Raw genomic sequence first — 23,333 nt, 5'->3', positions numbered from 1 at the left:
TTCCCGGTCACGTGAGTTATCGCTGGACATTACCCGACTTCCGGATTCGGCGGCAGAGTAAAACCCGAAACCGAGCGGCGCATCTCACTCGCCATTTTTGCCAGATCACCGATGCTTTCCGCCATGGCGGCCGTACCGGACGTTGTCTGCATACTGGTCTGCTGGATGGAGGTCATGGTCCGGGAAATCTGCCCGGCCGACTCCGCCTGCTGACGCGCTGCGTCGGTGATGCTTTCGATCAGCTCGGCGAGCACTCGGGAAACCCCTTCGATTTCTTCCAGCGCAACGCCGGCGTCCTGCGCCAGTCGCGCGCCGCGCACCACTTCGCTGGTGGTCTGCTCCATCGAGATGACCGCTTCGTTGGTGTCGTTCTGGATCGCCCTGACCAGCATTTCGATCTGTTTGGTGGCGGACGACGAGCGTTCCGCAAGGCGCTGCACTTCGTCGGCCACGATGGCGAAACCACGGCCCGCGTCGCCGGCCATGGACGCCTGGATCGCGGCGTTGAGCGCAAGAATGTTGGTCTGGTCGGCAATGTCGTCGATCAGGCTGACGATATCGCCGATTTCCTGGGACGACTCGCCCAGACGCTTGATGCGTTTGGAGGTGTCCTGAATCTGTTCGCGAATGTTGTCCATGCCGTTGATGGTGTTGTGCACCACCTCGTTGCCCTTGTTGGCAATCGCCACGGAGCGCTCCGCTACCGCCGAGGACTCCGACGCGTTGGCCGAAACCTGATCGATGGAAGCCGCCATGTCGTTGATGGCGCTCGACGCGGCGTTGATCTGCAAGGCCTGATGCCCGGAAGCCGCTGCCAGCCGCGAGGCCGTCGCCTGACTGTCCTGGACCGCGGCGGCCACCTGCTGGGCGGTGTGGTTGATGGTCACGACCAGCTCGCGCAACTGGTCGATGGAGTAATTGATGGAGTCGGCGATCGCTCCGGTGAAATCTTCGGTCACCGAAGCCGTGACAGTCAGATCGCCGTCGGCCAGGCTTTCGATCTCATCGAGCAGGCGCATGATCGCGTTCTGGTTGCGCTCGTTCTTCTGCGCGGTCTCGCGCAACTGTCGGTTGGTCTCGCGCTGCATGACCAGACCGATGAGGATGATCGACATCAGAGCCAGCAGGCCGAGCACATAGCCGCCGACCGAATTGACCGTCCGGCGACTGGCGAGACTTTCCAGGCCGTTGGTCAGTACCGAAGTCTTCTCCAGCAGGGTCTGCGACATGTTGAAAATGTTGCCCGACGCTTCGCGGACCTGGAACAGCTCCGGCGAGGTTTCCAGAATCTCGTCCACCGACCCGGAGACGAACTGGAACAGTTCGGCGATTTCGCCCAGCCGGGCTCGGGCGCTGGGGTCTTCGACCTGGGAGATGCGCAGGTTGGAATTGCCGTCGAGCATGCCATTGAGGACCCGGCCGAACTGGCTGGCATCTCGGCCGAAGGCGTCGGCGGCCTGCACGGCGGTTTCATCCCCCGACAGCACGGTGTGTACCGAACCGAGAATCCGTTCTGCCAGCAGGGCCTGACGCTGCGCCAGCACGACCTGGCTGGCCGGTGCCCGGCTCTGCAACAGAATCTCCACGACTTTTTCGTACTCGACCTGCAATTGCGGCACGGTTTCGGCCAGGGTGGCCGCGACCTGATGCAGCGACAGCACGGTCTGTTCGCTGGCGAGAATCACGTTGGTGCTGGCGCGCAAGGCGTCCCAGTCGTTCTGCACGTTGCGCAACTGGTCATGCACGCCGGACGGCGCGGCCGGCAGCCCCGTCACCGGGTCGCCTTCTTTGAGATAGCCCCAGCGCAGATCGAAATCGTTGCGCGCCTCGGTCAGCAGCTTGAACGCCTGGGCCTTGCCCGACGCGGCTTCGGTCGCGTTCTTGGCGATGCGCTGCGACAGCACCCGCAGCTCGCCGGCGTGGCCGATGTACTGCTTGTCGTAGTTGGATTGCGTGTTGAGGTACGCGAAGTTGGCGAACAGCAGCACGATGAAGATGATCAGCGCGACAAACAGCAGCGCGATCTGCGACCGGCTCCGAGCGCCTTCCAATGACCTGCCAGTCTTACTCATTATCAGGCCCCCGCCTGGACCCACTGCGATCCGGAATGCAAAAACCGACGCGACCGCGCCGTCGAATTAAAAGGCTACGTCCATGAAATCGGGAGCGCTGGTCAGGGCGAACGGGCTGAAGACCGGCCACGCCTGCTCCCGAAGAAACTGCCCGCGCAGATAAGGCGCCACCACACGATCGATCTCTTCGAGCACTTCCGGCATCAGGCTCATCTGGCTGAAGTGCTGCATGCCGAAGATTTCGTCCACCAGCAGACCGGCGAAGGTGTCCTGATGTTCCACCACCAGCACCCGCCGCTGTTTGCGCACCGGCGACAGCTCCCTGCCGAGGAATCCGCACAGGTCCATGATCGGCAACAGGCGCCCGCGCAGGTTGGTGACACCGAGCATCCAGGGTTTGACCCCGGGCATGGGCGTGTAGCGGGGTTCGGGCAGGATCTCCGCGATCTCGCTCATCGGTGCCACGAAACGCTGCTCGCCCAGACGAAAACCGATGCCGTTCCAGTCCTGCTGATGAGTCTGCTGCAACGGCAGCCCCGCCGCCCGCGCGCGACAGCGCTGGTCGATGTCGAGCAGCAGTTCAAAGGCAGTGCGCGGTTCGGCCATGGCAGTTCCGGCGATCAGCCGGCCAATACCGCGTTGACGGTTTTCATCAGAGTCTCTTCGTCCACCGGCTTGGTCAGGTAGTCCCGCGCGCCCTGGCGTTTGCCCCAGACCTTGTCGGTTTCCTGATCCTTGGTGGTGATCATGATCACCGGGATCATGCTGGTATCGGCGTCCTTGCTCAGTTGCCGGGTCGCCTGGAAACCGTTGAGCCCCGGCATCACGATGTCCATGAGCACGGCATCGGGCTTTTCCTGACGCGCCAACGCTACGCCATCGGCGCCATTTTCGGCCTTGAGGACTTCATGGCCGTGCTTTTCAAGCATGCCGGTGAGTTTGTACATCTCGGTCGGCGAATCATCGACGATCAGTATTCGAGCCATGGATGGATAGTCCCCGTCGGAGAGCGGGCCTGCGCCTGGAGAGTGTCGACACCCTCCGGGCGCAGGCCTCACGAAATAGAGTGTTCTGCCGCCACGAAACCCGGCACATGAGCTTTTATCGCATTGAGCAGTTCGTCCTTGCTGAAAGGCTTGGTCAGAAACTGGTCGCACCCCACGATCCGCCCCTTGGCCTTGTCGAACAGGCCATCCTTGGAGGACAGCATGATGACCGGGGTCGATTTGAACGCTCGATTGTTCTTGATCAGCGCGCAGGTCTGATACCCGTCCAGGCGCGGCATCATGATATCGACGAAGATGATCCGGGGGTGGTTGTCGGCGATTTTCGCCAAGGCTTCGAAACCGTCAACCGCGGTGATGACGTCGCAGCCCGCGTTTCTGAGCAGGGTTTCGGCGGTACGGCGGATGGTCTTCGAATCATCGATGACCATGACTTTCAATGCTGAGGCGTGTGATTCCATGTCTGCTATTCCATCGCCGCAGCGAAGTCTTGCGTATTCTGCGTGGCATTGAGAGTCTGATGGCACTGCCTCATCGGTCCCCTTTGGCCGAGGATCCGATGCCGAGCCTTTTTAGCATACTCTCCCCGCTCAATCCATAAAGCACGCCGCCGCTGCGCGCGCAGGCCGCCCCCTTGACCCAAAGCTTTGCGAGGGCCACCCTGACGCCAATTTCATGGCCGTCGCGGCCCAATCGATCAGAGGATATTGCCCATGAGCGTTCGCCTAGGGATTGTCATGGACCCCATTGAGCGCATCTCGTACAAGAAGGACAGCTCGCTGGCCATGCTCCTTGCCGCCCAGGAACGTGACTGGTCGCTCTTCTATATGGAACAGCAGGACCTGTACCAGAATGCCGGACAGGCTCGCGCCCGGATGCGTCCGTTGAAAGTTTTCGCCGATCCGGCCAAATGGTTCGAGATGGACGCCGAAATCGACAGCGACCTGGAAGATCTGGACGTGATCCTGATGCGCAAGGATCCGCCGTTCGACATGGAATTCGTCTATTCGACCTACCTGCTCGAACAGGCCGAGCGCGCGGGCGTGCTGGTGGTCAACAAACCGCAGAGCCTGCGCGACTGCAATGAAAAGCTGTTCGCCACGCTGTTTCCGCAGTGCACTCCGCCGACCCTGGTCAGTCGCCGTCCGGACATTCTGCGTGATTTCGCCCGCCAGCATAGCGACGTCATTCTCAAGCCGCTGGACGGCATGGGCGGCGCTTCGATCTTCCGTCACCGCGAAGGCGACCCGAATCTGTCGGTCATTCTCGAAACCCTGACCGCGCACGGCACCCAGCAGATCATGGCCCAGGGTTATCTGCCGGCGATCAAGGATGGCGACAAGCGCATTCTGATGATCGATGGCGAGCCTGTGCCGTACTGCCTGGCGCGTATCCCGGCGGCCGGCGAAACCCGTGGCAACCTGGCTGCCGGCGGACGCGGTGAAGCCCGCCCGCTCAGCGAGAAGGATCGCTGGATCGCTTCCGAGGTCGGCCCGACCCTGCGTGAAAAAGGTCTGCTGTTCGTAGGCCTGGACGTGATCGGTGAGCACCTGACCGAAATCAACGTCACCAGCCCGACCTGCATTCGCGAGATCGACAACGCGTTCGGCACCAACATCGGCGGCATGCTGATGGACGCCATCGAACGCAAACTTCAGGCGCGCTGATCGGCATCGCCGGACAGGGCGCCTCGATGGCGCCCTTCATCCGATACGCGAGCAACCCGTCATTGACTGTGGGTTATGATGCGCGGCCTGCACAGGCAACCGAATTCGAGAAGCAGGCTCAAGAGATGCTGATTCGCTGATGACATCGATGGCCAGACACGACTTACCCCTAGAGCTTTCCCGAACGGGCGTGCGTCCCGTGGATCGTCTGGGCTTCACCCTGATGATCGCCGCGCTGGTGCACCTGGCGGTGATCCTTGGCGTGGGCTTCACCTACGTCAAACCCGAGCAGGTCTCCCAGACGCTGGAAATCACCCTCGCCACGTTCAAGAGCCCGGAAAAACCAAAGCAGGCGGATTTTCTCGCCCAGGAAAACCAGCAGGGCAGCGGCACGCTGGACAAGGCGGAAACGCTCAAGACCACCGAACTGGCCCCGTATCAGGACACCAAGGTCAACAAGGTGACGCCACCTCCGGCGAGCAAGCCGGTGGAAAAACAGCAGGCGCCGAAAACGGCTGTCGCGACCACCGCGCCCAGCCCCAACAAGACGGTCGCCCGGCGTGACGAGGTCAAGCCGGAGCCGGCCAAGCGCGAGGCACCGACGTTCGACAGCTCCGAGCTGAGCAACGAGATCGCCAGCCTCGAAGCCGAACTCTCCGCCGAACAACAGCTGTACGCCAAGCGGCCCAAAATCCACCGTCTCAATGCCGCCTCGACCATGCGCGACAAAGGCGCGTGGTACAAGGACGACTGGCGCAAGAAGGTCGAGCGGGTCGGCAATCTCAATTATCCCGAGGAAGCCCGGCGCAAGCATATCTACGGCAACCTGCGACTGATGGTTTCGATCAATCGCGACGGCTCGCTGTATGAAGTGCTGGTGCTGGAGTCTTCAGGACAACCCTTGCTGGATCAGGCCGCGCAGCGAATCGTGCGGCTTGCGGCACCATTTGCGCCGTTCACCGGCGATCTTGCCGACATCGACCGCCTGGAGATCATCCGCACCTGGAAGTTTGCCCGAGGTGACAAGCTTTCCAGCAACTGACCGGCCCGCCGGAAACCTCTGCGCGGGCGCATCTGACAGTTGTCAGGCCAGTTGCGCAGCGCCACACTAGGACTCATGAAAAAAGTCTCCCCGAGTTATCTCAAGCATCAGTTCTTGATCGCCATGCCCCACATGCACGACGAGAACTTCGCCCAGACCTTGACCTACGTTGTCGAGCATAACGCCAATGGCGCGATGGGGCTGGTGATCAACCGCCCGCAAAGTCTGACCCTGGCCGATGTCCTTGAACAACTGCGACCGGAGCTGCCACCGCCGGTGCGCTGCCAGCAGATACCGATCCATGCCGGCGGCCCGGTGCAGACCGACCGCGGCTTCGTCCTGCACCCCAGCGGGCAAGTCTTCCAGGCGACGGTAGACCTTGGCGGCATCTCGCTGTCGACGTCCCAGGACGTACTGTTTTCCATCGCCGACGGCTACGGCCCCGATCAGAATGTGATCACCCTGGGCTATGCAGGATGGGACGCTGGCCAGCTGGACGCCGAAATGGCCGCCAATGCCTGGCTGACCTGCCCGTTCGACCCGGCGATCCTGTTCGAGGTCGACAGCGACATGCGTCTGGATGCCGCCGCCGCGCGCCTCGGGGTGAATCTCAATCTGCTCTCGACTCAGGCGGGCCACGCCTGATGGCTGGATTGCGTCTGCTGCTGGGATTCGACTACGGCACCAAACAGATCGGCGTGGCGGTCGGCCAGGCCATCACCGGCCAGGCCCGCGAGCTGTGCACGCTCAAGGCGCAAAACGGCGTTCCGGACTGGGACCGGGTGCAAGCCCTGATCAGCGAATGGAAACCCGATGCCATCGTGGTCGGCCTGCCGCTGAACATGGATGGCACGCCCAGCGAAATGAGCGCCCGCGCCGAGAAGTTTTCCCGCAAGCTCAATGGCCGCTTCAATATCCCGGTCTATACCCATGATGAACGCCTGACCACGTTCGAAGCCAAGGGCGAGCGCATGGCCCGCGGCGGTCAGCGCGGCAGCTATCGGGACAACCCGGTGGACGCCATCGCCGCTGCCCTGCTGCTGCAAGGCTGGCTGGAGGCCAACGCCGAACTGTTGAAGGTGTGACCCGCCGAGCCGTCCGTGCTTCCAGATACCCGGATTTCAAGTTTCCGCCCGAGCCAATCGCCCTGCGCGCGCCTCGGGCCTCAAAGGAGCAATCATGAGTCTGCCCAACCCCGCCGAACTGATTCGCCAGATGGCCTCTGACCTGACCGCTCACCTGGGCCGCCGCGACATCGGCGAGCCGCGCTTCATCGGTATCCGCACCGGCGGCGTCTGGGTCGCCCAGGCCTTGCTTGAAACCCTGGGCAGCGACGCGCCTCTGGGCACCCTCGATGTGTCCTTCTACCGCGACGATTTCAGCCAGAACGGCCTGCATCCTCAGGTGCGCCCGTCGGAGCTGCCGTTCGAAATCGAAGGCCAGCACCTGGTGCTGATCGACGACGTGTTGATGAGCGGCCGCACGATTCGCGCGGCGCTCAACGAGCTGTTCGATTACGGACGTCCTGCCAGCGTGACCCTCGTCTGCCTGCTGGACCTGGACGCCGGCGAGCTGCCGATCCGCCCTGACGTGGTCGGAGCCACGCTGTCGCTGGGTGCCGACGAGCGCGTCAAGCTCAGCGGCCCGTCGCCGCTGGCGCTCGAACTCCAAGACCTCTCCACCGCCACCGCCTTATAAGAGTCCTTTGCGATGACGCCTCTCGACGCCAAGCGCCCGCTGCAACTCAATCATCAGGGGCAGCTGCGCCACTTCCTGTCTCTGGACGGCCTGCCCCGCGAACTGCTCACCGAGATTCTCGACACCGCCGACTCCTTCCTCGAAGTGGGTGCGCGGGCGGTCAAGAAAGTCCCGCTGCTGCGCGGCAAGACGGTGTGCAACGTGTTCTTCGAGAACTCCACGCGCACCCGCACCACGTTCGAACTGGCGGCCCAGCGGCTCTCGGCGGACGTGATCACGCTGAACGTGTCGACTTCCTCGACCAGCAAGGGCGAGACGCTGTTCGACACCCTGCGCAACCTCGAAGCGATGGCGGCCGACATGTTCGTGGTACGGCACGCCGACTCCGGCGCTGCGCACTTCATCGCCGAACACGTCAGCCCTGAAGTGGCGATCATCAACGGCGGCGACGGCCGTCATGCGCACCCGACCCAAGGCATGCTCGACATGCTGACGATTCGTCGTCACAAGGGCGGCTTCGAGAATCTGTCGGTCGCCATCGTCGGCGACATCCTGCACTCGCGAGTGGCGCGCTCCAATATGCTGGCGCTCAAGACGCTGGGCTGCCCGGACATTCGCGTGATCGGTCCCAAGACCCTGCTGCCGATCGGCATCGAGCAATATGGTGTCAAGGTCTACACCGACATGGACCAAGGCCTGAAGGACGTCGACGTGGTCATCATGCTGCGCCTGCAACGCGAGCGCATGACCGGCGGCCTGCTGCCCAGCGAAGGCGAATTCTATCGCCTGTTCGGCCTGACCACCGCGCGGTTGGCGAATGCCAAGCCTGATGCCATCGTCATGCACCCCGGCCCCATCAATCGCGGCGTGGAAATCGAATCGGCGGTGGCCGACGGCGAACGCTCGGTGATTCTCAACCAGGTTACCTACGGGATCGCCGTGCGCATGGCGGTCCTTTCCATGGCCATGAGCGGACAAACCGCACAACGTCAGTTCCAGCAGGAGAACGCCCTGTGAAGCTCAGCATTCTCGGCGCTCGCGTCATCGACCCCAGCAGCGGGTTCGACCAAGTCACCGATCTTCACATCGAAGCCTGCAAGATTTTGGCAGTCGGCGCGGCCCCCGCCGGTTTCGAACCGATCCAGACCCTTGATGCCAAGGGCCTGATCGCCGCACCGGGGCTGGTCGACCTGAACGTCTCCCTGCGCGAGCCGGGCTACAGCCGCAAAGGCACCATCGCCAGCGAAACCCGCGCCGCGGCTGCGGGCGGCGTCACCAGCCTGTGCTGCCCACCGCGGACCAAGCCGGTGCTGGACACCTCGGCCGTCGCCGAACTCATCCTCGACCGTGCCCGTGAAGCCGGACACAGCAAAGTCTTCCCGATCGGCGCACTGAGCAAGGGCCTGGAAGGCGAACAACTGGCGGAGCTGGTGGCATTGCGCGACGCCGGCTGCGTGGCGTTCGGCAACGGTCTGAGCAGTTTCGGCAACACCCGTACCTTGTGCCGGGCGCTGGAATACGCGGCGACCTTCGACCTGACCGTGATTTTCAATTCGCAGGACCGGGATCTGGCCGAAGGCGGCCTGGCCCATGAAGGTCCGACCGCCAGCTTCCTGGGTCTGGCCGGCATTCCGGAAACCGCCGAAACGGTCGCGCTGGCCCGTGACCTGTTGCTGGTGGAGCAGACCGGCGTACGCGCTCACTTCAGCCAGCTGACCAGCGCTCGCGGCGCCGCCCTGATCGCCCAGGCCCAGGCCCGTGGTCTGCCGGTGACAGCCGACGTCGCCTTGTATCAGCTGATCCTGACCGACGAAGCGCTGATCGACTTTTCCAGCCTGTATCACGTCCAGCCACCGCTGCGCACCCGCGCTGACCGTGACGGCTTGCGTGAGGCCGTGAAAGCGGGCGTGATCCAGGCCATCTCCAGCCATCACCAGCCCCATGAACGCGACGCCAAGCTGGCGCCTTTCGGTGCGACCGAGCCAGGCATCAGCAGTGTCGAGCTGCTGCTGCCGCTGGCAATGACCCTGGTGGAAGACGGCTTGCTGGATCTGCCGACCCTGATCGCCCGCCTGAGCAGCGGCCCGGCCGAGGCATTGCGCCTGCCAGCAGGTCGACTGAGCGCAGGCTCCGCGGCGGATCTGGTGCTGTTCGATCCACAGGCGTCGACCATGGCGGGCCAGAACTGGCTGTCCAAAGGCGACAACTGTCCATTCATGGGCCACTGCCTTCCCGGCGCGGTTCGCTACACCCTGGTGGATGGGCGGATCAGCTATAGCGTTTAATGGTTTATCGCCAGCAAGACGGAACGCCGCCCGCTGGCTCCTACGCGGACCCGCCCTTCGTAGGAGCCAGCTTGCTGGCGATGCAGGCAACGCGGCACGGTGACATTTCACCCGTTCTGGGCGTTCTTCACCGAAATCTGGTCGTTGAGCGTCCAGAAGTCATACAGGATACCCACCAGAAACAACCCGCCGGTCAGCAGGTAAATGATCCCGGTGATCCATTTGCCCTGGTACATCCGGTGCACGCCGAACAGGCCCAGAAAGGTCAGCAGGACCCACGCCAGACTGTAATCGGTCGACCCCGGCGTGAAGCGCAGATCCGCCTGACGATCCATGCTCGGGATCAGGAACAGGTCGATCAGCCAACCAATGCCCAGCAGCCCGAAGGTGAAGAACCAGATGGTCCCGGTCACCGGCTTGCCGTAGTAAAAGCGATGCGCGCCCAGGAAGCCGAAGATCCAGAGCAGGTAGCCCAGCACCTTGCTGTGGGTGTCGGGTCGATAGTCGTTCATGTGATACCTCTTTGCCTCGATAGAAAAAAATAGACACATGCCATGTGACTTTACGGAACTAATCCGACGTATGGCATCTAAGCGTCTCCCCTGCGTCCAAACCCTTGTCACTAAAGGGATTACGTCGAAAAAAGAAAGAGTCTGTCGCGTAAATTGCAACGGTCCGTGTGTGATCGAGTCGACAAATGGGATCGGGATCCCAAAAAAAGCTGTTATAAAGTTGCGCGCCGATCACCACGAGCCAATCCAATGCGTCCTTTTTTCAAGACATGGCTATCCATTTGCCTGTTGATTCCACTGGCCGCTCACGCCACCAACCGTGAGCAACAACTCCCCGCGAGCTTCACTGGCTTTACCGCGAAGGGTCAATTTTTGCCGACCGTCGCCACCCGCGTGACGCCTGTGAACATGGGCACTCTCCCATTGCAGATCAAAAACGATCGCGATGCTCAGATGCCTTTCTCGCGAAAGAATTCCCCGCGCTCCGCTTCGGCCAAGGCCGCTGCGATGATCAATGCCAAACAGGGCAACGCTGTCGTCAAGCGCGCACTGCAAGCGGTCGGTACGCCCTATCGCTGGGGCGGCACCACGCCCGGCAAGGGTCTGGACTGCAGCGGTCTGGTCAAATACGCGTTCAATGACGTGCGCGAGCTGGATCTGCCGCGCACTTCTAACGCAATGGCGCAGACTCAGGGACAGAAAGTCGATCGCAAAGACCTCAAGCCGGGCGACCTGCTGTTCTTCAACATCAAGAGCCGCCGGATCAACCACGTTGCCATCTATCTGGGCAACGATCGCTTCGTCCATGCGCCACGACGCGGCAAGAAGGTCACCGTCGACACGCTGAAAAAGCCTTACTGGAACAGTCACTACAAGACTGCCAAGCGTGTGCTGCCCAAGCAGAGCGACGAGCTTCGAGTGGTCCAGCGCTGATCGATCCGGGCCTGCCCAGCAGCAGGCCCGTTTATTAGAAGTTATCCGGGACCTTGGCTTTCTCGCGCGCGCTCTCGCGGGTGATCAGGCCTTTCTTGAGCAGGTCCGCCAGGCACATGTCCAGTGTCTGCATCCCCACCGACCCGCCGGTCTGAATCGCCGAATACATCTGCGCCACCTTGTCCTCGCGAATCAGGTTACGAATCGCGGGGGTGCCCATCATGATTTCGTGCGCGGCCACGCGCCCGCCGCCGACTTTCTTGAGCAGTGATTGCGAAACCACGGCATGCAGGGATTCGGAAAGCATGGACCGGATCATGGCTTTTTCCTGGGCGGGAAAGACGTCCACGACCCGGTCGATGGTTTTCGCCGCCGACGTGGTGTGGAGCGTGCCAAATACCAGGTGACCGGTCTCGGCGGCAGTCAGCGCCAGCCTGATGGTCTCCAGATCGCGAAGCTCACCCACCAGAATCACATCGGGGTCTTCACGCAGGGCCGAGCGCAAGGCTTCATTGAAGCCGTGGGTATCGCGGTGCACTTCGCGCTGGTTGACCAGGCATTTCTTGGACTCGTGAACAAATTCGATCGGGTCTTCGATGGTAAGGATGTGATGATGCTTGTTGCTGTTCAGGTAGTCGATCATCGCCGCCAGCGTCGTCGACTTGCCCGAACCGGTCGGGCCGGTGACCAGGATCAGGCCGCGCGGCACATCGGCGATCTTGCGGAAAACGCTGCCCATGCCCAGGTCTTCCATGCTCAGGATCTTCGACGGAATTGTCCGGAAGACCGCGCCGGCGCCACGGTTCTGGTTGAATGCATTGACCCGGAAGCGCGCCACCCCGGGCACCTCGAACGAAAAATCCGTTTCAAGATGTTCCTCGAAAACCTGGCGCTGCTTGTCATTCATGATGTCGTAGATCAGCGCCTTGACCTGTTTGGCATCCAACGCCGGCAGATTGATGCGCCTGACGTCGCCGTCGACACGAATCATCGGCGGCAGACCCGCTGAGAGGTGCAGGTCCGATGCACCCTGCTTGGCGCTGAACGCCAACAGCTCGGTAATATCCATACAGCTCCTCAATCACATAGAATGCCGCAGACTTTAGGCTTGCCGGCACACTTCAATGTCCACGATAGCAGCGAACATTTCAACGCTCGAATCGCGAATCCATGCCGCGGCGCTCGCCGCACGCCGCGATCCGGCGTCCGTCGGCCTGCTGGCCGTGAGCAAGACCAAACCCGCCAGCGCCATTCGCGAAGCCTTCGCGGCCGGCCTGCGCGATTTTGGCGAAAACTATTTGCAGGAAGCTCTGGGCAAACAGGCCGAGCTGAGCGACCTGCCCTTGTGCTGGCATTTCATTGGCCCCATTCAGTCGAACAAGACACGTGCAATCGCCGAGCACTTCGACTGGGTACACTCCGTGGATCGCCTGAAAATCGCTCAACGCTTGTCCGAACAGCGCCCGCCGCAGCTGGAGCCGCTGAATATCTGCATCCAGGTGAACGTCAGTGGCGAAGCCAGCAAATCCGGGTGTACGCCCCAGGATCTGCCGATGCTCGCCGAGGCGATCAGTGCCTTGCCGCGTCTCAGACTGCGCGGTCTGATGGCGATCCCCGAGCCCACGGACGATATCGAAGCGCAACAGGCTGCATTTGCCACGGTAACGAGCCTGCAGCAGGCTCTGAATCTGCCGCTCGACACCCTATCCATGGGCATGAGTCACGACCTGGAAGCCGCCATTTCCCAAGGCGCCACCTGGGTCCGGATCGGCACCGCTCTCTTTGGCGCCCGTGATTACGGCCAGCCATAACTTCGCATACAAGGATCTCGTCATGAGCAAGACTCACATCGCCTTCATCGGCGCCGGAAACATGGCGGCCAGCATCATCGGCGGGCTGCGCGCCCAGGGCGTGGAGGCGTCGATGATCCGCGCCAGCGCGCCGGGCGAGGAAACCCGTGAGCGCATCGCCAATGAATACGGCATCAAGGTCTTCGCCGACAACGCCCAGGCTATCCAAGGCGCGGACGTCGTGGTGCTGGCGGTCAAACCGCAGTTGATGAAAGCCGTGTGCGAGAAGCTCAAGCCGAGCCTCAAGCCCGAGCAACTGGTGGTCTCGGTCGCGGCCGGCATCACCTGCGCGAGCATGGCGAACTGGCTGGGCGACCAGCCGCTGGTACGCTGCATGCCCAACACGCCGTCTCAACTTCGCCAGGGCGCGAGCGGTCTTTACGCGACCCAGAGCGTCAGCGCGAAGCAGCGCGCGCAGGCCGAACAGTTGCTGTCCGCCGTCGGCATTGCCGTATGGGTCGAGCAGGAAAAGCAGATGGATGCGGTGACTGCCGTGTCCGGCAGTGGCCCTGCCTATTTCTTTCTGATGATGGAAGCGATGACCGCGGCTGGCGTAAAGCTGGGCCTGCCCGAGGACATCGCCCGCAAGCTGACCCTGCAGACCGCGCTGGGCTCGTCGCTGATCGCGACCGGCAGCGAAGTCGATCCCGCCGAGCTGCGTCGTCGCGTGGCCTCGCCGGGGGGCACCACCGAGGCTGCCATCAAGGCATTCCAGTCGGGCGGTTTCGAAGCGCTGGTGGAGACCGCGCTGACCGCGGCGGATCACCGCGCGGCGGAACTGGCCGAGCAGTTGGGCAAGTAATTTTTCGAGTCTATAACGGAGCAGATCGATGATCGGACTGAACACCGCTGCAATTTACATCCTGCAAACCCTTGGCAGCCTCTATCTGCTGATCATTCTGTTGCGCTTCGTGCTGCAACTGGTACGCGCCGATTTCTACAACCCTCTGAGCCAGTTCGCGGTGCGCGCCACGCAGCCTCTGCTCAAGCCGATGCGGCGCATCATTCCGAGCCTGTTCGGGCTGGACATGTCGTCGCTGGTGCTGGCGATCATCGTGCAGATTATCCTGATGGCGCTGACCCTGCTGCTCAGCTACGGCACCACAGGCGATCCGCTGCATCTGCTGATCTGGGCAATCATCGGCGTGACCGCCCTGTTCCTGAAGATCTTCTTCTTCGCCCTGATCGTCAGCGTGATCCTGTCATGGGTTGCCCCGAACAGCCACAACCCGGGCGCCGAGCTGGTCAACCAGATCTGTGAACCCGCGCTGGCTCCTTTCCGCCGCATTCTGCCGAACCTGGGTGGCCTGGACATATCGCCGATCCTGGCATTCCTGGTGCTCAAGCTGCTGGATATGCTGGTCATCAACAACCTGGCGGCCATGACCGGCATGCCACAGGTACTGCGCCTGCTGATCTGACGATTTTTTTCGCGGCTAAAGCCGCTCCTACAGATAGCGCGTGCTTCTGTAGGAGCGGATTTATCCGCGATCTGCCGCAACGCGGCAGCAACAGCAGATGCCACACAGCGCGCCATAGCAATCTTGCCGCTCCCCCCCGTGGTCTTTAGACTTACGCCTCATTCACGCGAGAACAGGGTCAATGCCCACCGTATTCCCTCACGACTCTGTCGGACTGGTCACGCCGCAGCTGGCTCACTTCAACGAGCCCCTGGCCCTGGCCTGCGGCCGTTCACTGGCCGCCTATGACCTGATCTACGAAACCTACGGCCAGCTCAATGCGGCGCGCAGCAACGCGGTGCTGATCTGTCATGCCCTTTCCGGGCATCATCATGCAGCCGGCTACCACAGCACCGACGACCGCAAGCCGGGCTGGTGGGACAGCTGCATCGGTCCGGGCAAGCCGATCGACACCAACAAGTTCTTTGTCGTAAGCCTGAACAACCTGGGCGGTTGCAACGGTTCCACCGGGCCGAGCAGCATCGACCCGGAGACCGGCAAGCCGTTCGGCGCCAACTTCCCGGTGGTGACCGTGGAAGACTGGGTCAACAGTCAGGCGCGCCTCGCCGATCGGCTGGGTGTCAACACCTGGGCCGCGGTCGTCGGCGGCAGCCTGGGCGGCATGCAGGCGTTGCAATGGACCATCAGTTACCCGGATCGCGTGCGCCACTGTCTGGCCATTGCTTCGGCGCCCAAACTGTCGGCGCAGAACATCGCCTTCAACGAGGTCGCGCGTCAGGCGATCCTTACCGATCCTGAATTCCACGGCGGCTCGTTCCAGGAAAAAGGCGTGATCCCCAAGCGCGGCCTGATGCTGGCGCGCATGGTCGGCCACATCACTTACCTGTCCGACGATTCGATGGGCGAGAAATTCGGCCGCGGCCTGAAGAGCGAGAAGCTCAACTACGACTTCCACAGCGTGGAGTTCCAGGTCGAAAGCTACCTGCGCTATCAGGGCGAGGAGTTCTCCGGGCGCTTCGATGCCAACACCTATCTGTTGATGACCAAGGCGCTGGACTATTTCGATCCTGCCGCCGGTCATGACGACGATCTGGCGAAGACGTTCGCCGCCGCTACCGCCAAATTCTGCGTCATGTCGTTCACCACCGACTGGCGCTTCTCCCCTGCCCGTTCGCGGGAGCTGGTGGATGCACTGATGGCGGCGCGCAAGGATGTCAGTTATCTGGAAATCGATGCCCCTCAGGGTCACGACGCTTTCCTGATCCCGATCCCGCGTTACCTGCAGGCCTTCTCCAACTACATGAACCGAATTTCGTTGTGAGCCCGTCATGAGAGCCGATCTTGAAATCATCCAGGAATGGATTCCCGCCGGCGCCCGGGTCCTCGACCTCGGCTGCGGCAACGGCGAGCTGCTGACCTGGCTGCGCGACAACAAGCAGGTCACAGGCTACGGCCTGGAAAATGACCCGGACAACATTGCCGAATGCGTTGCTAAAGGCGTCAACGTGATCGAGCAGGACCTGGACAAGGGCCTCGGCAACTTCGCCAGCAACAGCTTCGACATCGTGGTCATGACCCAGGCCCTGCAAGCCGTGCATTACCCGGATCGGATCCTGGACGAGATGCTGCGCGTGGGCCGTCAGTGCATCATCACCTTCCCCAACTTCGGCCACTGGCGCTGCCGCTGGTATCTGGCGAGCAAGGGCCGTATGCCGGTCTCGGAATTTTTGCCGTACACCTGGTACAACACGCCCAACATTCACTTCTGCACCTTCGAAGACTTCGAAGAGCTGTGCCGCGAGCGTCAGGCGCAGGTCATCGATCGACTGGCTGTCGATCAGCAGCATCGACATGGCTGGGCCAGCAAGCTATGGCCTAATCTGTTGGGTGAGATCGGCATCTACCGGGTCAGCAGCCCGGGCCTGACGGATCATCAGGTCGCCGTTTAACCAGTGTCCTCGCGGAGAACCGACATGGGTCGTCTGGCAATGCTTCTGCTCAGCGCCTGCCTGAGCCCTGCGGCCATCGCAGCCGATGCGATCAGCAGCACCCGGCAAGCCTCGTTCGGCGATGTGACCGTGTACTACAACACCTTCAATTCGACGTTCCTGCAGCCTGAGATCGCGCGCAGCGTCGAATTGATTCGCAACAAGGATCAGGGCGTGCTCAATGTCTCGGTGTTCAAGGCCGGCAAATCGATACCCGCGCAGGTGACCGGAACCATTCGCGATCTGACCGGCGAAGCGGCGCCGCTGCGCTTCAGGCAGGTGACGGAACACGGCGCGGTGTCCTTCCTCGCCCAGTTCCCCGTGCCGCGACAGGAAACCCGGATCTTCGATATCAGCGTCCAGGCTGGCGGTGCCACCCATCGCTTCAGCTTCAACCAGGAATTATTCCCAGGCCAGTGATGAACCTTACTCAACTTGTTTTGGCCAGCCACAACGGCGGCAAGCTCAAAGAACTCCAGGCCATGCTCGGCGACAGCGTGCAGCTGCGCTCGGTCGGCGAATTCAGCCAGGTCGAGCCGGAGGAAACCGGTCTGTCCTTCGTCGAGAACGCGATTCTCAAGGCCCGCAACGCTTCGCGGCTGTCCGGCCTGCCAGCTTTGGCCGACGATTCCGGGTTGGCGGTCGACTTCCTCGGCGGCGCGCCCGGCATTTATTCGGCCCGCTACGCGGACGGCAAGGGCGACGCGGCGAACAACGCCAAATTGCTGGATGCGCTCAAGGACGTGCCTGACGAGCAGCGCGGCGCGCAGTTCGTCTGCGTGCTGGCCCTGGTTCGCCACGCGGACGACCCGCTGCCGATTCTGTGCGAAGGACTGTGGCACGGCCGCATCCTGCACGCGGCGAGCGGCGAGCACGGCTTCGGGTACGACCCGCTGTTCTGGGTGCCCGAGCGTGATTGCTCCAGCGCTGAGCTGAGCCCCGTGGAGAAAAACCAGCTCAGCCATCGCGCCCGCGCCATGACGCTGCTGCGGCAACGCCTGGGCCTGCAATGACCCGTATCCAGCCGTTGTTTCCGGGCCAGGACGGTTTCACGTCGTCCGGCCCCGGAATCGTCCTGCCGCAATTGCCGCCGCTGTCGCTGTACATCCATATCCCGTGGTGCGTGCGCAAATGCCCGTACTGCGATTTCAACTCGCATACCGCAAGCCCCGTCCTGCCCGAGCAGGAATACGTCGACGCCCTGCTGGCGGATCTGGATCAGGACCTGCCTCACGTGCAAGGTCGCGAGCTGCGTTCGATCTTCTTTGGCGGCGGTACACCAAGCCTGTTCAGCGCCGAGGCGCTGGGACGATTGCTGGCCGGCGTCGAGCAGCGCATCCGTTTTGCCGATGACATCGAAATCACGCTGGAGGCCAACCCGGGCACTTTCGAGCAAGAGAAATTCAAGGCTTATCGCGGGCTGGGCATCAATCGCCTGTCGATCGGCATCCAGAGTTTCCAGGAGGCCAAGCTCAAGGCGCTGGGGCGCATCCACAACGGCGACGAAGCGATTCGCGCCGCCGACATGGCGCGTCAGGCCGGTTTCGACAACTTCAACCTGGACCTGATGCATGGCCTGCCCGATCAGTCGCAGGACGAGGCGCTGGACGATCTGCGTCAGGCTATCGCGCTGGGTCCCACGCATCTGTCGTGGTATCAGCTGACCCTCGAGCCCAATACGGTGTTCTGGAACCAGCCGCCTGTGCTGCCGGAAGACGACATTCTCTGGGATATCCAGGAAACCGGTCAGCAACTGCTGGCCGACAACGGCTTTGCCCAGTACGAAGTGTCGGCGTACGCCCAGCCCGGCAAACCGGCACGGCATAACCTCAATTATTGGGCGTTCGGCGATTTCATCGGGATCGGAGCGGGCGCCCATGGCAAGCTCAGTCACGCCGACGGGCATATCGTTCGCACCTGGAAAACCCGGCTGCCCAAGGACTATCTGAATCCCGCCAAGCCGTTTCAGGCCGGTTCCAAGCGCCTGGGCGCCGATGAGCTGCCGTTCGAATTTCTCATGAATGCGCTGCGCCTGACCGATGGCGTCGAAGCCGAACTGTTCCATGCGCGCACGGGACTTGGTCTGGACACTCTGACCGATGCCCGGCGGGAAGCGGAACGACGCGGGCTGCTGCGCACCGACCCGGACCGGCTCGTGGCCACACCGCAAGGCCAGCTGTTCCTCAACGACCTGTTGCAGTATTTTCTGACCTAAGGACTCTGAATGGATCTCGTACTCGACCTGCTTGCCACTGTCTCTCGCTGGAGCCGCAATAACCTGTCGGAAATCGCCCTGGCGCTGGTGGGCTGTCTGCTGGTGCTGTTCGGTGGGGATATCAAAGGCTGGCTGGAACAGCGCATCGGCAGTATGGCCGGCGCGCTGCGAGTACCGCTGCTGGCAGTGCTGTGCACCATCGGCAGCGGCCTGGCGCTGATCTACGCCACCCCCTGGGTCGTACGCGGCCTGAGCCAGTTCAACAACTACAGCCTGGCGCCGGTGCTGCTGGTGGTTCTGGTTCTGATCGGAGTGATTGCCGACAGGAAATAATGCCAATCGCCAGCAAGCTGGCTCCCACAAAAACCCGTAGGAGCCAGCTTGCTGGCGATAGCCAAGCATGTCGCCCTATTGTGGGAGGCAGCTTGCTGGCGACGGCACCCGCGCGGTTTGCCTGACAGACCGCGTTGTCTGCGTCGCGAGCTTCGCTCCCTCCCACATGGTCAGGTCAGACCTTCTCGAACTTCAGATCCCACACGCCGTGCCCAAGGCGTTCGCCGCGGCGTTCGAACTTGGTGATCGGACGTTCGGCGGGGCGCGGGACGTACTGGCCGTCCTCGGCCTGGTTCCGATAACCAGGCGCCGCGCTCATCACTTCCAGCATGTACTCGGCGTACGGGCCCCAGTCGGTCGCCATGTGGAACACGCCGCCCGGTTTCAGCTTGCTGCGCACCAGCGCCGCGAACTCGGGCTGGACGATACGCCGCTTGTGGTGACGGCTCTTGTGCCACGGGTCCGGGAAGAACAGCATCAGGCGGTCGAGGCTGTTATCGGCGATGCAGCGGTTCAGCACTTCGATCGCGTCGCAGTCATAGACCCGCACATTGCTCAGGCCCTGGGTCAGCACGCCGTTGAGCAGCGCGCCCACGCCCGGCGAATGCACTTCGACACCGATGAAGTCCTGCTCCGGCGCGGCGGCGGCCATTTCCAGCAACGAATGGCCCATTCCAAAGCCGATTTCCAGCGTACGCGGCGCGGAGCGCCCGAATACCTGATCGAAATCCACCGGCGCGTCGGTCAGTGTCAGGCCGAACTTCGGCCGCCCCTGATCCAGGCCGCGCTGCTGGCCTTCGGTCATGCGCCCGGCACGCATCACGAAACTCTTGATGCGGCGGTGCTGGCGCTCATCGCCGGGTTCGGTTGCAGGCGATTCTGGGGGCGGAACGTGCGTATCAGTCATCAACGGGCTCTTACTTGATCAGGCCATCCAGCGGCGAAGATGCGCTGGCATAGAGTTTTCGAGGCATACGCCCGGCGAGATACGCCAGACGGCCGGCAATTACAGCGTGTTTCATGGCTTCGGCCATCATCACCGGCTGCTGGGCATGGGCGATCGCCGAGTTCATCAGGACGGCCTCGCAGCCCAGTTCCATGGCGATGGTCGCGTCCGAAGCGGTACCGACGCCGGCATCGACCAGCACCGGAACTTTGGTTTCTTCCAGGATGATCTGCAGGTTGTACGGGTTGCAGATGCCCAGACCGCTGCCGATCAGGCCGGCCAGCGGCATGATGGCGATGCAGCCGATCTCGGCCAGCTGACGAGCGACGATAGGGTCGTCACTGGTGTAGACCATGACATCAAAGCCATCCTTGACCAGCACTTCGGCGGCCTTGAGGGTTTCGATGACATTGGGAAACAGCGTTTTCTGGTCGGCCAGCACTTCCAGCTTTACCAGATTGCGGCCGTCGAGCAGCTCACGGGACAGGCGGCAGGTGCGCACCGCCTCGGTTGCGTCGAAGCAGCCCGCGGTATTCGGCAGGATGGTGTAGCGGTCCGGCGGCAGTACGTCCAGCAGGTTCGGCTCACCCGGATTCTGGCCCAGGTTGGTCCGGCGCACGGCCACGGTCACGATTTCGGCGCCGGAGGCTTCGATGGCCAGACGGGTCTGTTCCATGTCCGCATACTTGCCGGTACCGACCAGCAGGCGCGATTCAAAGGTCCGGCCAGCCAGGACGAATGGCTTGTCGCTGCGTACGTTGCTCATCGAAAATCCTCTTCTACTAGACAGGAGTCACTGCTTTGCGGCCCTGGCGCGGGCCACAGCCCTAGCCGCCGCCGATGGCATGCACCACTTCGACCTGATCCCCTTCGGACAGGATCGTGGATTCATGCTGACTGCGCGGCACGATGTCCAGGTTCAACTCCACCGCAACCCGGCGGCCGACAAGCTCCAGGCGGGTCAGCAGGGCCGAGACGGTCTCTCCGTCGGGCAATTCGAAAGATTCACCGTTCAACTGAATGCGCATGCGTCAGCAGCCATCATTTTCAAGGGGTCCGCATTCTAGCCCGATCGCTCTGGATGACCAAGGCAAAGCGCTGCCATTCGTCTCGGCTCAGGCGCTGCCGCCCAGCCGCCACGCAGTCATCCCGAGCAGCGCCCAGCCCACCAGAAACGCGAGCCCGCCGAATGGCGTGACGATGCCCAGCTTGCTGAAACCGGTAAGCGTGAGCACGTAGAGGCTGCCGGAAAACAGCAGGATGCCCAGCGCGAAGGCATAGCCAGCCCAGGTCACCATCCTGCCCGGCAGCTGCGCGGCCAGTACGGCAACACCCAACAGCGCGACGGCATGAATCAGCTGATAAAGCACGCCGGTGTGAAAGATCGCCAGGTACTCGGGACTCAGCCGGGATTTGAGGCCGTGGGCGGCGAACGCGCCCAGCCCCACGCCAGTGAAGCCAAAAAAAGCGGCCAGCATCAGAAAGCTGCGAAGCATCGGGATCTCCGGGAGGAATCGTGGGAAAGCGCTCGGTCTGTATAATGGCCCGCTCAACGGGTTCGGCCAAGCCATCTCTATGCTGCAGTTAATATTCCGTCGCACTGTCAAAGCCCTGCTGTGGTTCGCAGCGGGCAGCTTCGTTCTGGTCCTGGCGCTGCGCTGGGTCCCGCCTCCCGGAACGGCCTTGATGGTCGAACGCAAGATCGAATCCTGGTTCGATGGCCAGCCCATCGATCTGCAACGCACCTGGCAGCCTTGGGAGCGGATCGCGGACAGTCTGAAAGTCGCGGTCATCGCCGGCGAGGACCAGAAATTCGCCGAGCATTGGGGCTTCGACGTCGAGGCCATTCAGGCGGCGATCCTGCATAACGAGCGAGGCGGCTCGATTCGCGGCGCCAGTACCCTGAGCCAGCAAGTGTCGAAGAACCTGTTCCTGTGGTCCGGCCGCAGCTATGTGCGCAAGGCGCTGGAAGCCTGGTTCACGATGCTGATCGAACTGCTGTGGTCCAAGGAGCGGATTCTGGAGGTCTATCTCAACAGCGTGGAGTGGGATGAAGGCGTGTTCGGCGCCCAGGCCGCGGCACAGCACCACTTCGGGGTCAATGCCAGCGCCTTGAGCACCCAGCAATCGAGTTACCTGGCGGCGGTACTGCCCAATCCGCGTCAGTGGAGCGCCAGTCGCCCCGGCAGCTATGTGTCACGTCGTGCCGGCTGGATACGCCAGCAGATGCGTCAGTTGGGCGGGGACAGTTATCTGGCGGGGTTGAATCACAGCCGCCGGTTCTAATTCCACATTGTGGGAGCGGGCTTGCCCGCGATTGGCGTGACGCGGGCTGCCAGACAGACCGCGTCGGCTTTGTCGCGAGCAAGCTCCCTCCCACGGTACGGAACCTCAGTGTATCGCCCGCCCCAAACAAAAACGCCCCGAACTAATTGGGGCGTTTTGCACTGCCGGGTGCGTTAGGCGGCGATGGACGTCTTGAGCTTGTTCATCGCGCTCTTTTCCAGCTGACGAATACGCTCGGCCGAGACGTTGTACTTCTGCGCCAGATCGTGCAGCGTGGCCTTCTCCTCCGCCAGCCAGCGCTGGTAGAGAATGTCACGACTGCGCTCGTCGAGCACATCCAGCGCCTGATGCAGGCTGGAGGTGGAGCTGTCGGTCCAGTCCGAATCTTCCAGCTGACGCGCCGGATCGTAGCGATGGTCTTCCAGGTAGTTGGCCGGCGACTGGAAGGCGCTGTCGTCATCTGCTTCAGCAGCCGGATCGAACGCCATGTCCTGGCCGGTCAGACGGCTTTCCATCTCGCGCACTTCGCGCGGTTCGACACCCAGACTTTCGGCGACACGATGCACTTCATCGTTGTTCAGCCAGGCCAGACGCTTCTTCTGGCTGCGCAGGTTGAAGAACAGCTTGCGCTGCGCCTTGGTCGTGGCGACCTTGACGATCCGCCAGTTGCGCAGGATGAATTCGTGAATTTCAGCCTTGATCCAGTGCACCGCGAACGACACCAGGCGCACACCCATTTCAGGGTTGAAGCGCTTCACGGCCTTCATCAGGCCGACGTTACCTTCCTGAATCAGGTCGGCCTGAGCCAGACCGTAACCCGAATAGCTGCGTGCGATGTGCACAACAAAACGCAGGTGGGCGAGCACCATTTGCCGAGCCGCCCCCAGATCCTGCTCATAGTAGAGACTCTCGGCCAGTTCACGCTCCTGCTCGGGCGTCAGCAGCGGAATGCTGTTGACCGTATGCACATAGGCCTCGAGGTTCGCCCCCGGGACTAAAGCATAAGCAGGTTGCAAAGAAGTGGTCATACGAAAAAACCTCCGACTCACATGACTCGTGCAGTTGAGTACTGCCAAATTGA

Annotated in this window: 29 protein-coding genes; 18 read left to right on the top strand and 11 right to left on the bottom strand. The window is 62.2% G+C overall.

Going from position 1 to position 23,333, the window contains the following annotated elements; all coding sequences use genetic code 11:
• Positions 1 to 29: 29 nt before the first annotated feature.
• From TRP66_RS08450 to pilG, 4 genes are all read right to left on the bottom strand, one after another.
• Positions 30 to 2,072 (bottom strand): methyl-accepting chemotaxis protein, encoded by a 2,043-nt coding sequence (locus TRP66_RS08450; RefSeq protein WP_333401065.1) that lies wholly within the window; start codon positions 2,070 to 2,072, stop codon positions 30 to 32.
• A gap of 66 nt (positions 2,073 to 2,138) precedes the next feature.
• On the bottom strand, positions 2,139 to 2,678 hold the full coding sequence (locus tag TRP66_RS08445; protein WP_333401063.1) for a chemotaxis protein CheW: 540 nt from the start codon (positions 2,676 to 2,678) through the stop codon (positions 2,139 to 2,141).
• Positions 2,679 to 2,692: 14 nt separating this feature from the next.
• Positions 2,693 to 3,058, bottom strand: a complete 366-nt coding sequence (gene pilH / locus TRP66_RS08440; RefSeq protein WP_333401062.1) for a twitching motility response regulator PilH — start codon at positions 3,056 to 3,058, stop codon at positions 2,693 to 2,695.
• A 68-nt stretch (positions 3,059 to 3,126) separates the two neighbouring features.
• A complete protein-coding gene (gene pilG / locus TRP66_RS08435) occupies positions 3,127 to 3,537 on the bottom strand; it encodes a twitching motility response regulator PilG (protein ID WP_333401061.1) in 411 nt (136 codons plus the stop codon).
• A 252-nt stretch (positions 3,538 to 3,789) separates the two neighbouring features.
• Here pilG and gshB point away from each other — a divergent pair, with 252 nt between their 5' ends.
• The 7 genes from gshB (at position 3,790) to TRP66_RS08400 (ending at position 9,768) form a co-directional block, all read left to right on the top strand.
• Positions 3,790 to 4,743 carry a glutathione synthase gene (gene gshB, locus TRP66_RS08430; protein ID WP_333401060.1) on the top strand — a complete coding sequence of 318 codons (954 nt, stop codon included), beginning with the start codon at positions 3,790 to 3,792 and terminating at the stop codon, positions 4,741 to 4,743.
• Positions 4,744 to 4,882: 139 nt separating this feature from the next.
• Positions 4,883 to 5,785, top strand: a complete 903-nt coding sequence (locus TRP66_RS08425) for an energy transducer TonB (RefSeq protein WP_333401059.1) — start codon at positions 4,883 to 4,885, stop codon at positions 5,783 to 5,785.
• 75 nt (positions 5,786 to 5,860) lie between these two features.
• Positions 5,861 to 6,430, top strand: a complete 570-nt coding sequence (locus tag TRP66_RS08420; protein WP_333401058.1) for a YqgE/AlgH family protein — start codon at positions 5,861 to 5,863, stop codon at positions 6,428 to 6,430.
• Positions 6,430 to 6,870 carry a Holliday junction resolvase RuvX gene (gene ruvX, locus TRP66_RS08415; protein ID WP_333401057.1) on the top strand — a complete coding sequence of 147 codons (441 nt, stop codon included), beginning with the start codon at positions 6,430 to 6,432 and terminating at the stop codon, positions 6,868 to 6,870. The genes TRP66_RS08420 and ruvX overlap by 1 nt, the downstream gene beginning before the upstream one ends.
• Positions 6,871 to 6,964: 94 nt before the next feature.
• Complete coding sequence (pyrR, locus tag TRP66_RS08410; protein ID WP_333401056.1) at positions 6,965 to 7,483, top strand: bifunctional pyr operon transcriptional regulator/uracil phosphoribosyltransferase PyrR; 519 nt, start codon at positions 6,965 to 6,967, stop codon at positions 7,481 to 7,483.
• 12 nt (positions 7,484 to 7,495) lie between these two features.
• Positions 7,496 to 8,500 (top strand): aspartate carbamoyltransferase catalytic subunit, encoded by a 1,005-nt coding sequence (locus tag TRP66_RS08405; RefSeq protein ID WP_333401055.1) that lies wholly within the window; start codon positions 7,496 to 7,498, stop codon positions 8,498 to 8,500.
• Entirely contained in the window at positions 8,497 to 9,768 is a 1,272-nt protein-coding gene (locus TRP66_RS08400) for a dihydroorotase (protein WP_333401054.1), read from the top strand. The genes TRP66_RS08405 and TRP66_RS08400 overlap by 4 nt, the downstream gene beginning before the upstream one ends.
• A 107-nt stretch (positions 9,769 to 9,875) precedes the next feature.
• Here the strand turns inward: TRP66_RS08400 and TRP66_RS08395 are convergent, their stop codons facing one another.
• Positions 9,876 to 10,280 (bottom strand): TM2 domain-containing protein, encoded by a 405-nt coding sequence (locus TRP66_RS08395; RefSeq protein ID WP_333401052.1) that lies wholly within the window; start codon positions 10,278 to 10,280, stop codon positions 9,876 to 9,878.
• Between the two features lie 249 nt (positions 10,281 to 10,529).
• On the opposite strand from TRP66_RS08395, the gene TRP66_RS08390 reads away from it, so the two are divergent.
• Positions 10,530 to 11,213: a C40 family peptidase gene (locus tag TRP66_RS08390; RefSeq protein ID WP_333401051.1), complete on the top strand. Its 684-nt coding sequence runs from the start codon at positions 10,530 to 10,532 to the stop codon at positions 11,211 to 11,213.
• 34 nt (positions 11,214 to 11,247) lie between these two features.
• On the opposite strand, the gene TRP66_RS08385 is transcribed toward TRP66_RS08390, so the two are convergent.
• Complete coding sequence (locus TRP66_RS08385; protein WP_333401049.1) at positions 11,248 to 12,282, bottom strand: type IV pilus twitching motility protein PilT; 1,035 nt, start codon at positions 12,280 to 12,282, stop codon at positions 11,248 to 11,250.
• Between the two features lie 55 nt (positions 12,283 to 12,337).
• Here TRP66_RS08385 and TRP66_RS08380 point away from each other — a divergent pair, with 55 nt between their 5' ends.
• From TRP66_RS08380 to TRP66_RS08340, 9 genes are all read left to right on the top strand, one after another.
• Complete coding sequence (locus tag TRP66_RS08380) at positions 12,338 to 13,024, top strand: YggS family pyridoxal phosphate-dependent enzyme (RefSeq protein WP_333401048.1); 687 nt, start codon at positions 12,338 to 12,340, stop codon at positions 13,022 to 13,024.
• A gap of 22 nt (positions 13,025 to 13,046) precedes the next feature.
• Positions 13,047 to 13,865 (top strand): pyrroline-5-carboxylate reductase, encoded by an 819-nt coding sequence (gene proC, locus TRP66_RS08375; protein WP_333401046.1) that lies wholly within the window; start codon positions 13,047 to 13,049, stop codon positions 13,863 to 13,865.
• 28 nt (positions 13,866 to 13,893) lie between these two features.
• Positions 13,894 to 14,484: a YggT family protein gene (locus TRP66_RS08370; protein WP_333401045.1), complete on the top strand. Its 591-nt coding sequence runs from the start codon at positions 13,894 to 13,896 to the stop codon at positions 14,482 to 14,484.
• A 181-nt stretch (positions 14,485 to 14,665) separates the two neighbouring features.
• Entirely contained in the window at positions 14,666 to 15,805 is a 1,140-nt protein-coding gene (gene metX / locus TRP66_RS08365) for a homoserine O-succinyltransferase MetX (protein WP_333401044.1), read from the top strand.
• 7 nt (positions 15,806 to 15,812) lie between these two features.
• Positions 15,813 to 16,433: a methionine biosynthesis protein MetW gene (gene metW, locus TRP66_RS08360; RefSeq protein ID WP_333401042.1), complete on the top strand. Its 621-nt coding sequence runs from the start codon at positions 15,813 to 15,815 to the stop codon at positions 16,431 to 16,433.
• A 24-nt stretch (positions 16,434 to 16,457) separates the two neighbouring features.
• Positions 16,458 to 16,892 carry a DUF4426 domain-containing protein gene (locus tag TRP66_RS08355; protein WP_333401041.1) on the top strand — a complete coding sequence of 145 codons (435 nt, stop codon included), beginning with the start codon at positions 16,458 to 16,460 and terminating at the stop codon, positions 16,890 to 16,892.
• A complete protein-coding gene (rdgB, locus tag TRP66_RS08350; protein ID WP_333401040.1) occupies positions 16,889 to 17,485 on the top strand; it encodes an RdgB/HAM1 family non-canonical purine NTP pyrophosphatase in 597 nt (198 codons plus the stop codon). Before TRP66_RS08355 ends, rdgB begins: the two co-directional genes overlap by 4 nt.
• On the top strand, positions 17,482 to 18,687 hold the full coding sequence (gene hemW, locus TRP66_RS08345; protein ID WP_333401039.1) for a radical SAM family heme chaperone HemW: 1,206 nt from the start codon (positions 17,482 to 17,484) through the stop codon (positions 18,685 to 18,687). The genes rdgB and hemW overlap by 4 nt, the downstream gene beginning before the upstream one ends.
• 9 nt (positions 18,688 to 18,696) lie before the next feature.
• The gene (locus TRP66_RS08340) at positions 18,697 to 19,020 is read left to right on the top strand and encodes a DUF3392 domain-containing protein (protein WP_333401038.1); all 324 of its coding nucleotides are present in this window, start codon (positions 18,697 to 18,699) and stop codon (positions 19,018 to 19,020) included.
• Between the two features lie 175 nt (positions 19,021 to 19,195).
• On the opposite strand, the gene trmB is transcribed toward TRP66_RS08340, so the two are convergent.
• The 4 genes from trmB to TRP66_RS08320 all read right to left on the bottom strand — a co-directional run bounded on the left by trmB (position 19,196) and on the right by TRP66_RS08320 (position 21,462).
• Complete coding sequence (gene trmB, locus TRP66_RS08335) at positions 19,196 to 19,840, bottom strand: tRNA (guanosine(46)-N7)-methyltransferase TrmB (RefSeq protein WP_333401337.1); 645 nt, start codon at positions 19,838 to 19,840, stop codon at positions 19,196 to 19,198.
• Positions 19,841 to 19,937: 97 nt separating this feature from the next.
• Positions 19,938 to 20,732, bottom strand: coding sequence for a thiazole synthase (locus tag TRP66_RS08330; protein WP_333401037.1), 795 nt, complete (start codon positions 20,730 to 20,732; stop codon positions 19,938 to 19,940).
• A 61-nt stretch (positions 20,733 to 20,793) separates the two neighbouring features.
• Positions 20,794 to 20,994: a sulfur carrier protein ThiS gene (thiS, locus tag TRP66_RS08325; protein ID WP_333401036.1), complete on the bottom strand. Its 201-nt coding sequence runs from the start codon at positions 20,992 to 20,994 to the stop codon at positions 20,794 to 20,796.
• 87 nt (positions 20,995 to 21,081) lie between these two features.
• Positions 21,082 to 21,462, bottom strand: a complete 381-nt coding sequence (locus tag TRP66_RS08320; protein WP_333401035.1) for a DUF423 domain-containing protein — start codon at positions 21,460 to 21,462, stop codon at positions 21,082 to 21,084.
• A 79-nt stretch (positions 21,463 to 21,541) separates the two neighbouring features.
• Here TRP66_RS08320 and mtgA point away from each other — a divergent pair, with 79 nt between their 5' ends.
• Positions 21,542 to 22,252, top strand: coding sequence for a monofunctional biosynthetic peptidoglycan transglycosylase (gene mtgA, locus TRP66_RS08315; protein ID WP_333401034.1), 711 nt, complete (start codon positions 21,542 to 21,544; stop codon positions 22,250 to 22,252).
• A 173-nt stretch (positions 22,253 to 22,425) separates the two neighbouring features.
• Here mtgA and rpoH read toward each other — a convergent pair whose 3' ends face one another.
• The gene (gene rpoH / locus TRP66_RS08310) at positions 22,426 to 23,280 is read right to left on the bottom strand and encodes an RNA polymerase sigma factor RpoH (protein WP_333401033.1); all 855 of its coding nucleotides are present in this window, start codon (positions 23,278 to 23,280) and stop codon (positions 22,426 to 22,428) included.
• Positions 23,281 to 23,333: the final 53 nt, after the last annotated feature.

The sequence above is a fragment of the Pseudomonas sp. JDS28PS106 genome, from assembly GCF_036706555.1.
GTDB lineage: Bacteria > Pseudomonadota > Gammaproteobacteria > Pseudomonadales > Pseudomonadaceae > Aquipseudomonas.
Note: the sequence above shows the minus strand (reverse complement) of the source record. Positions and strands in the feature narration are given on the sequence as shown.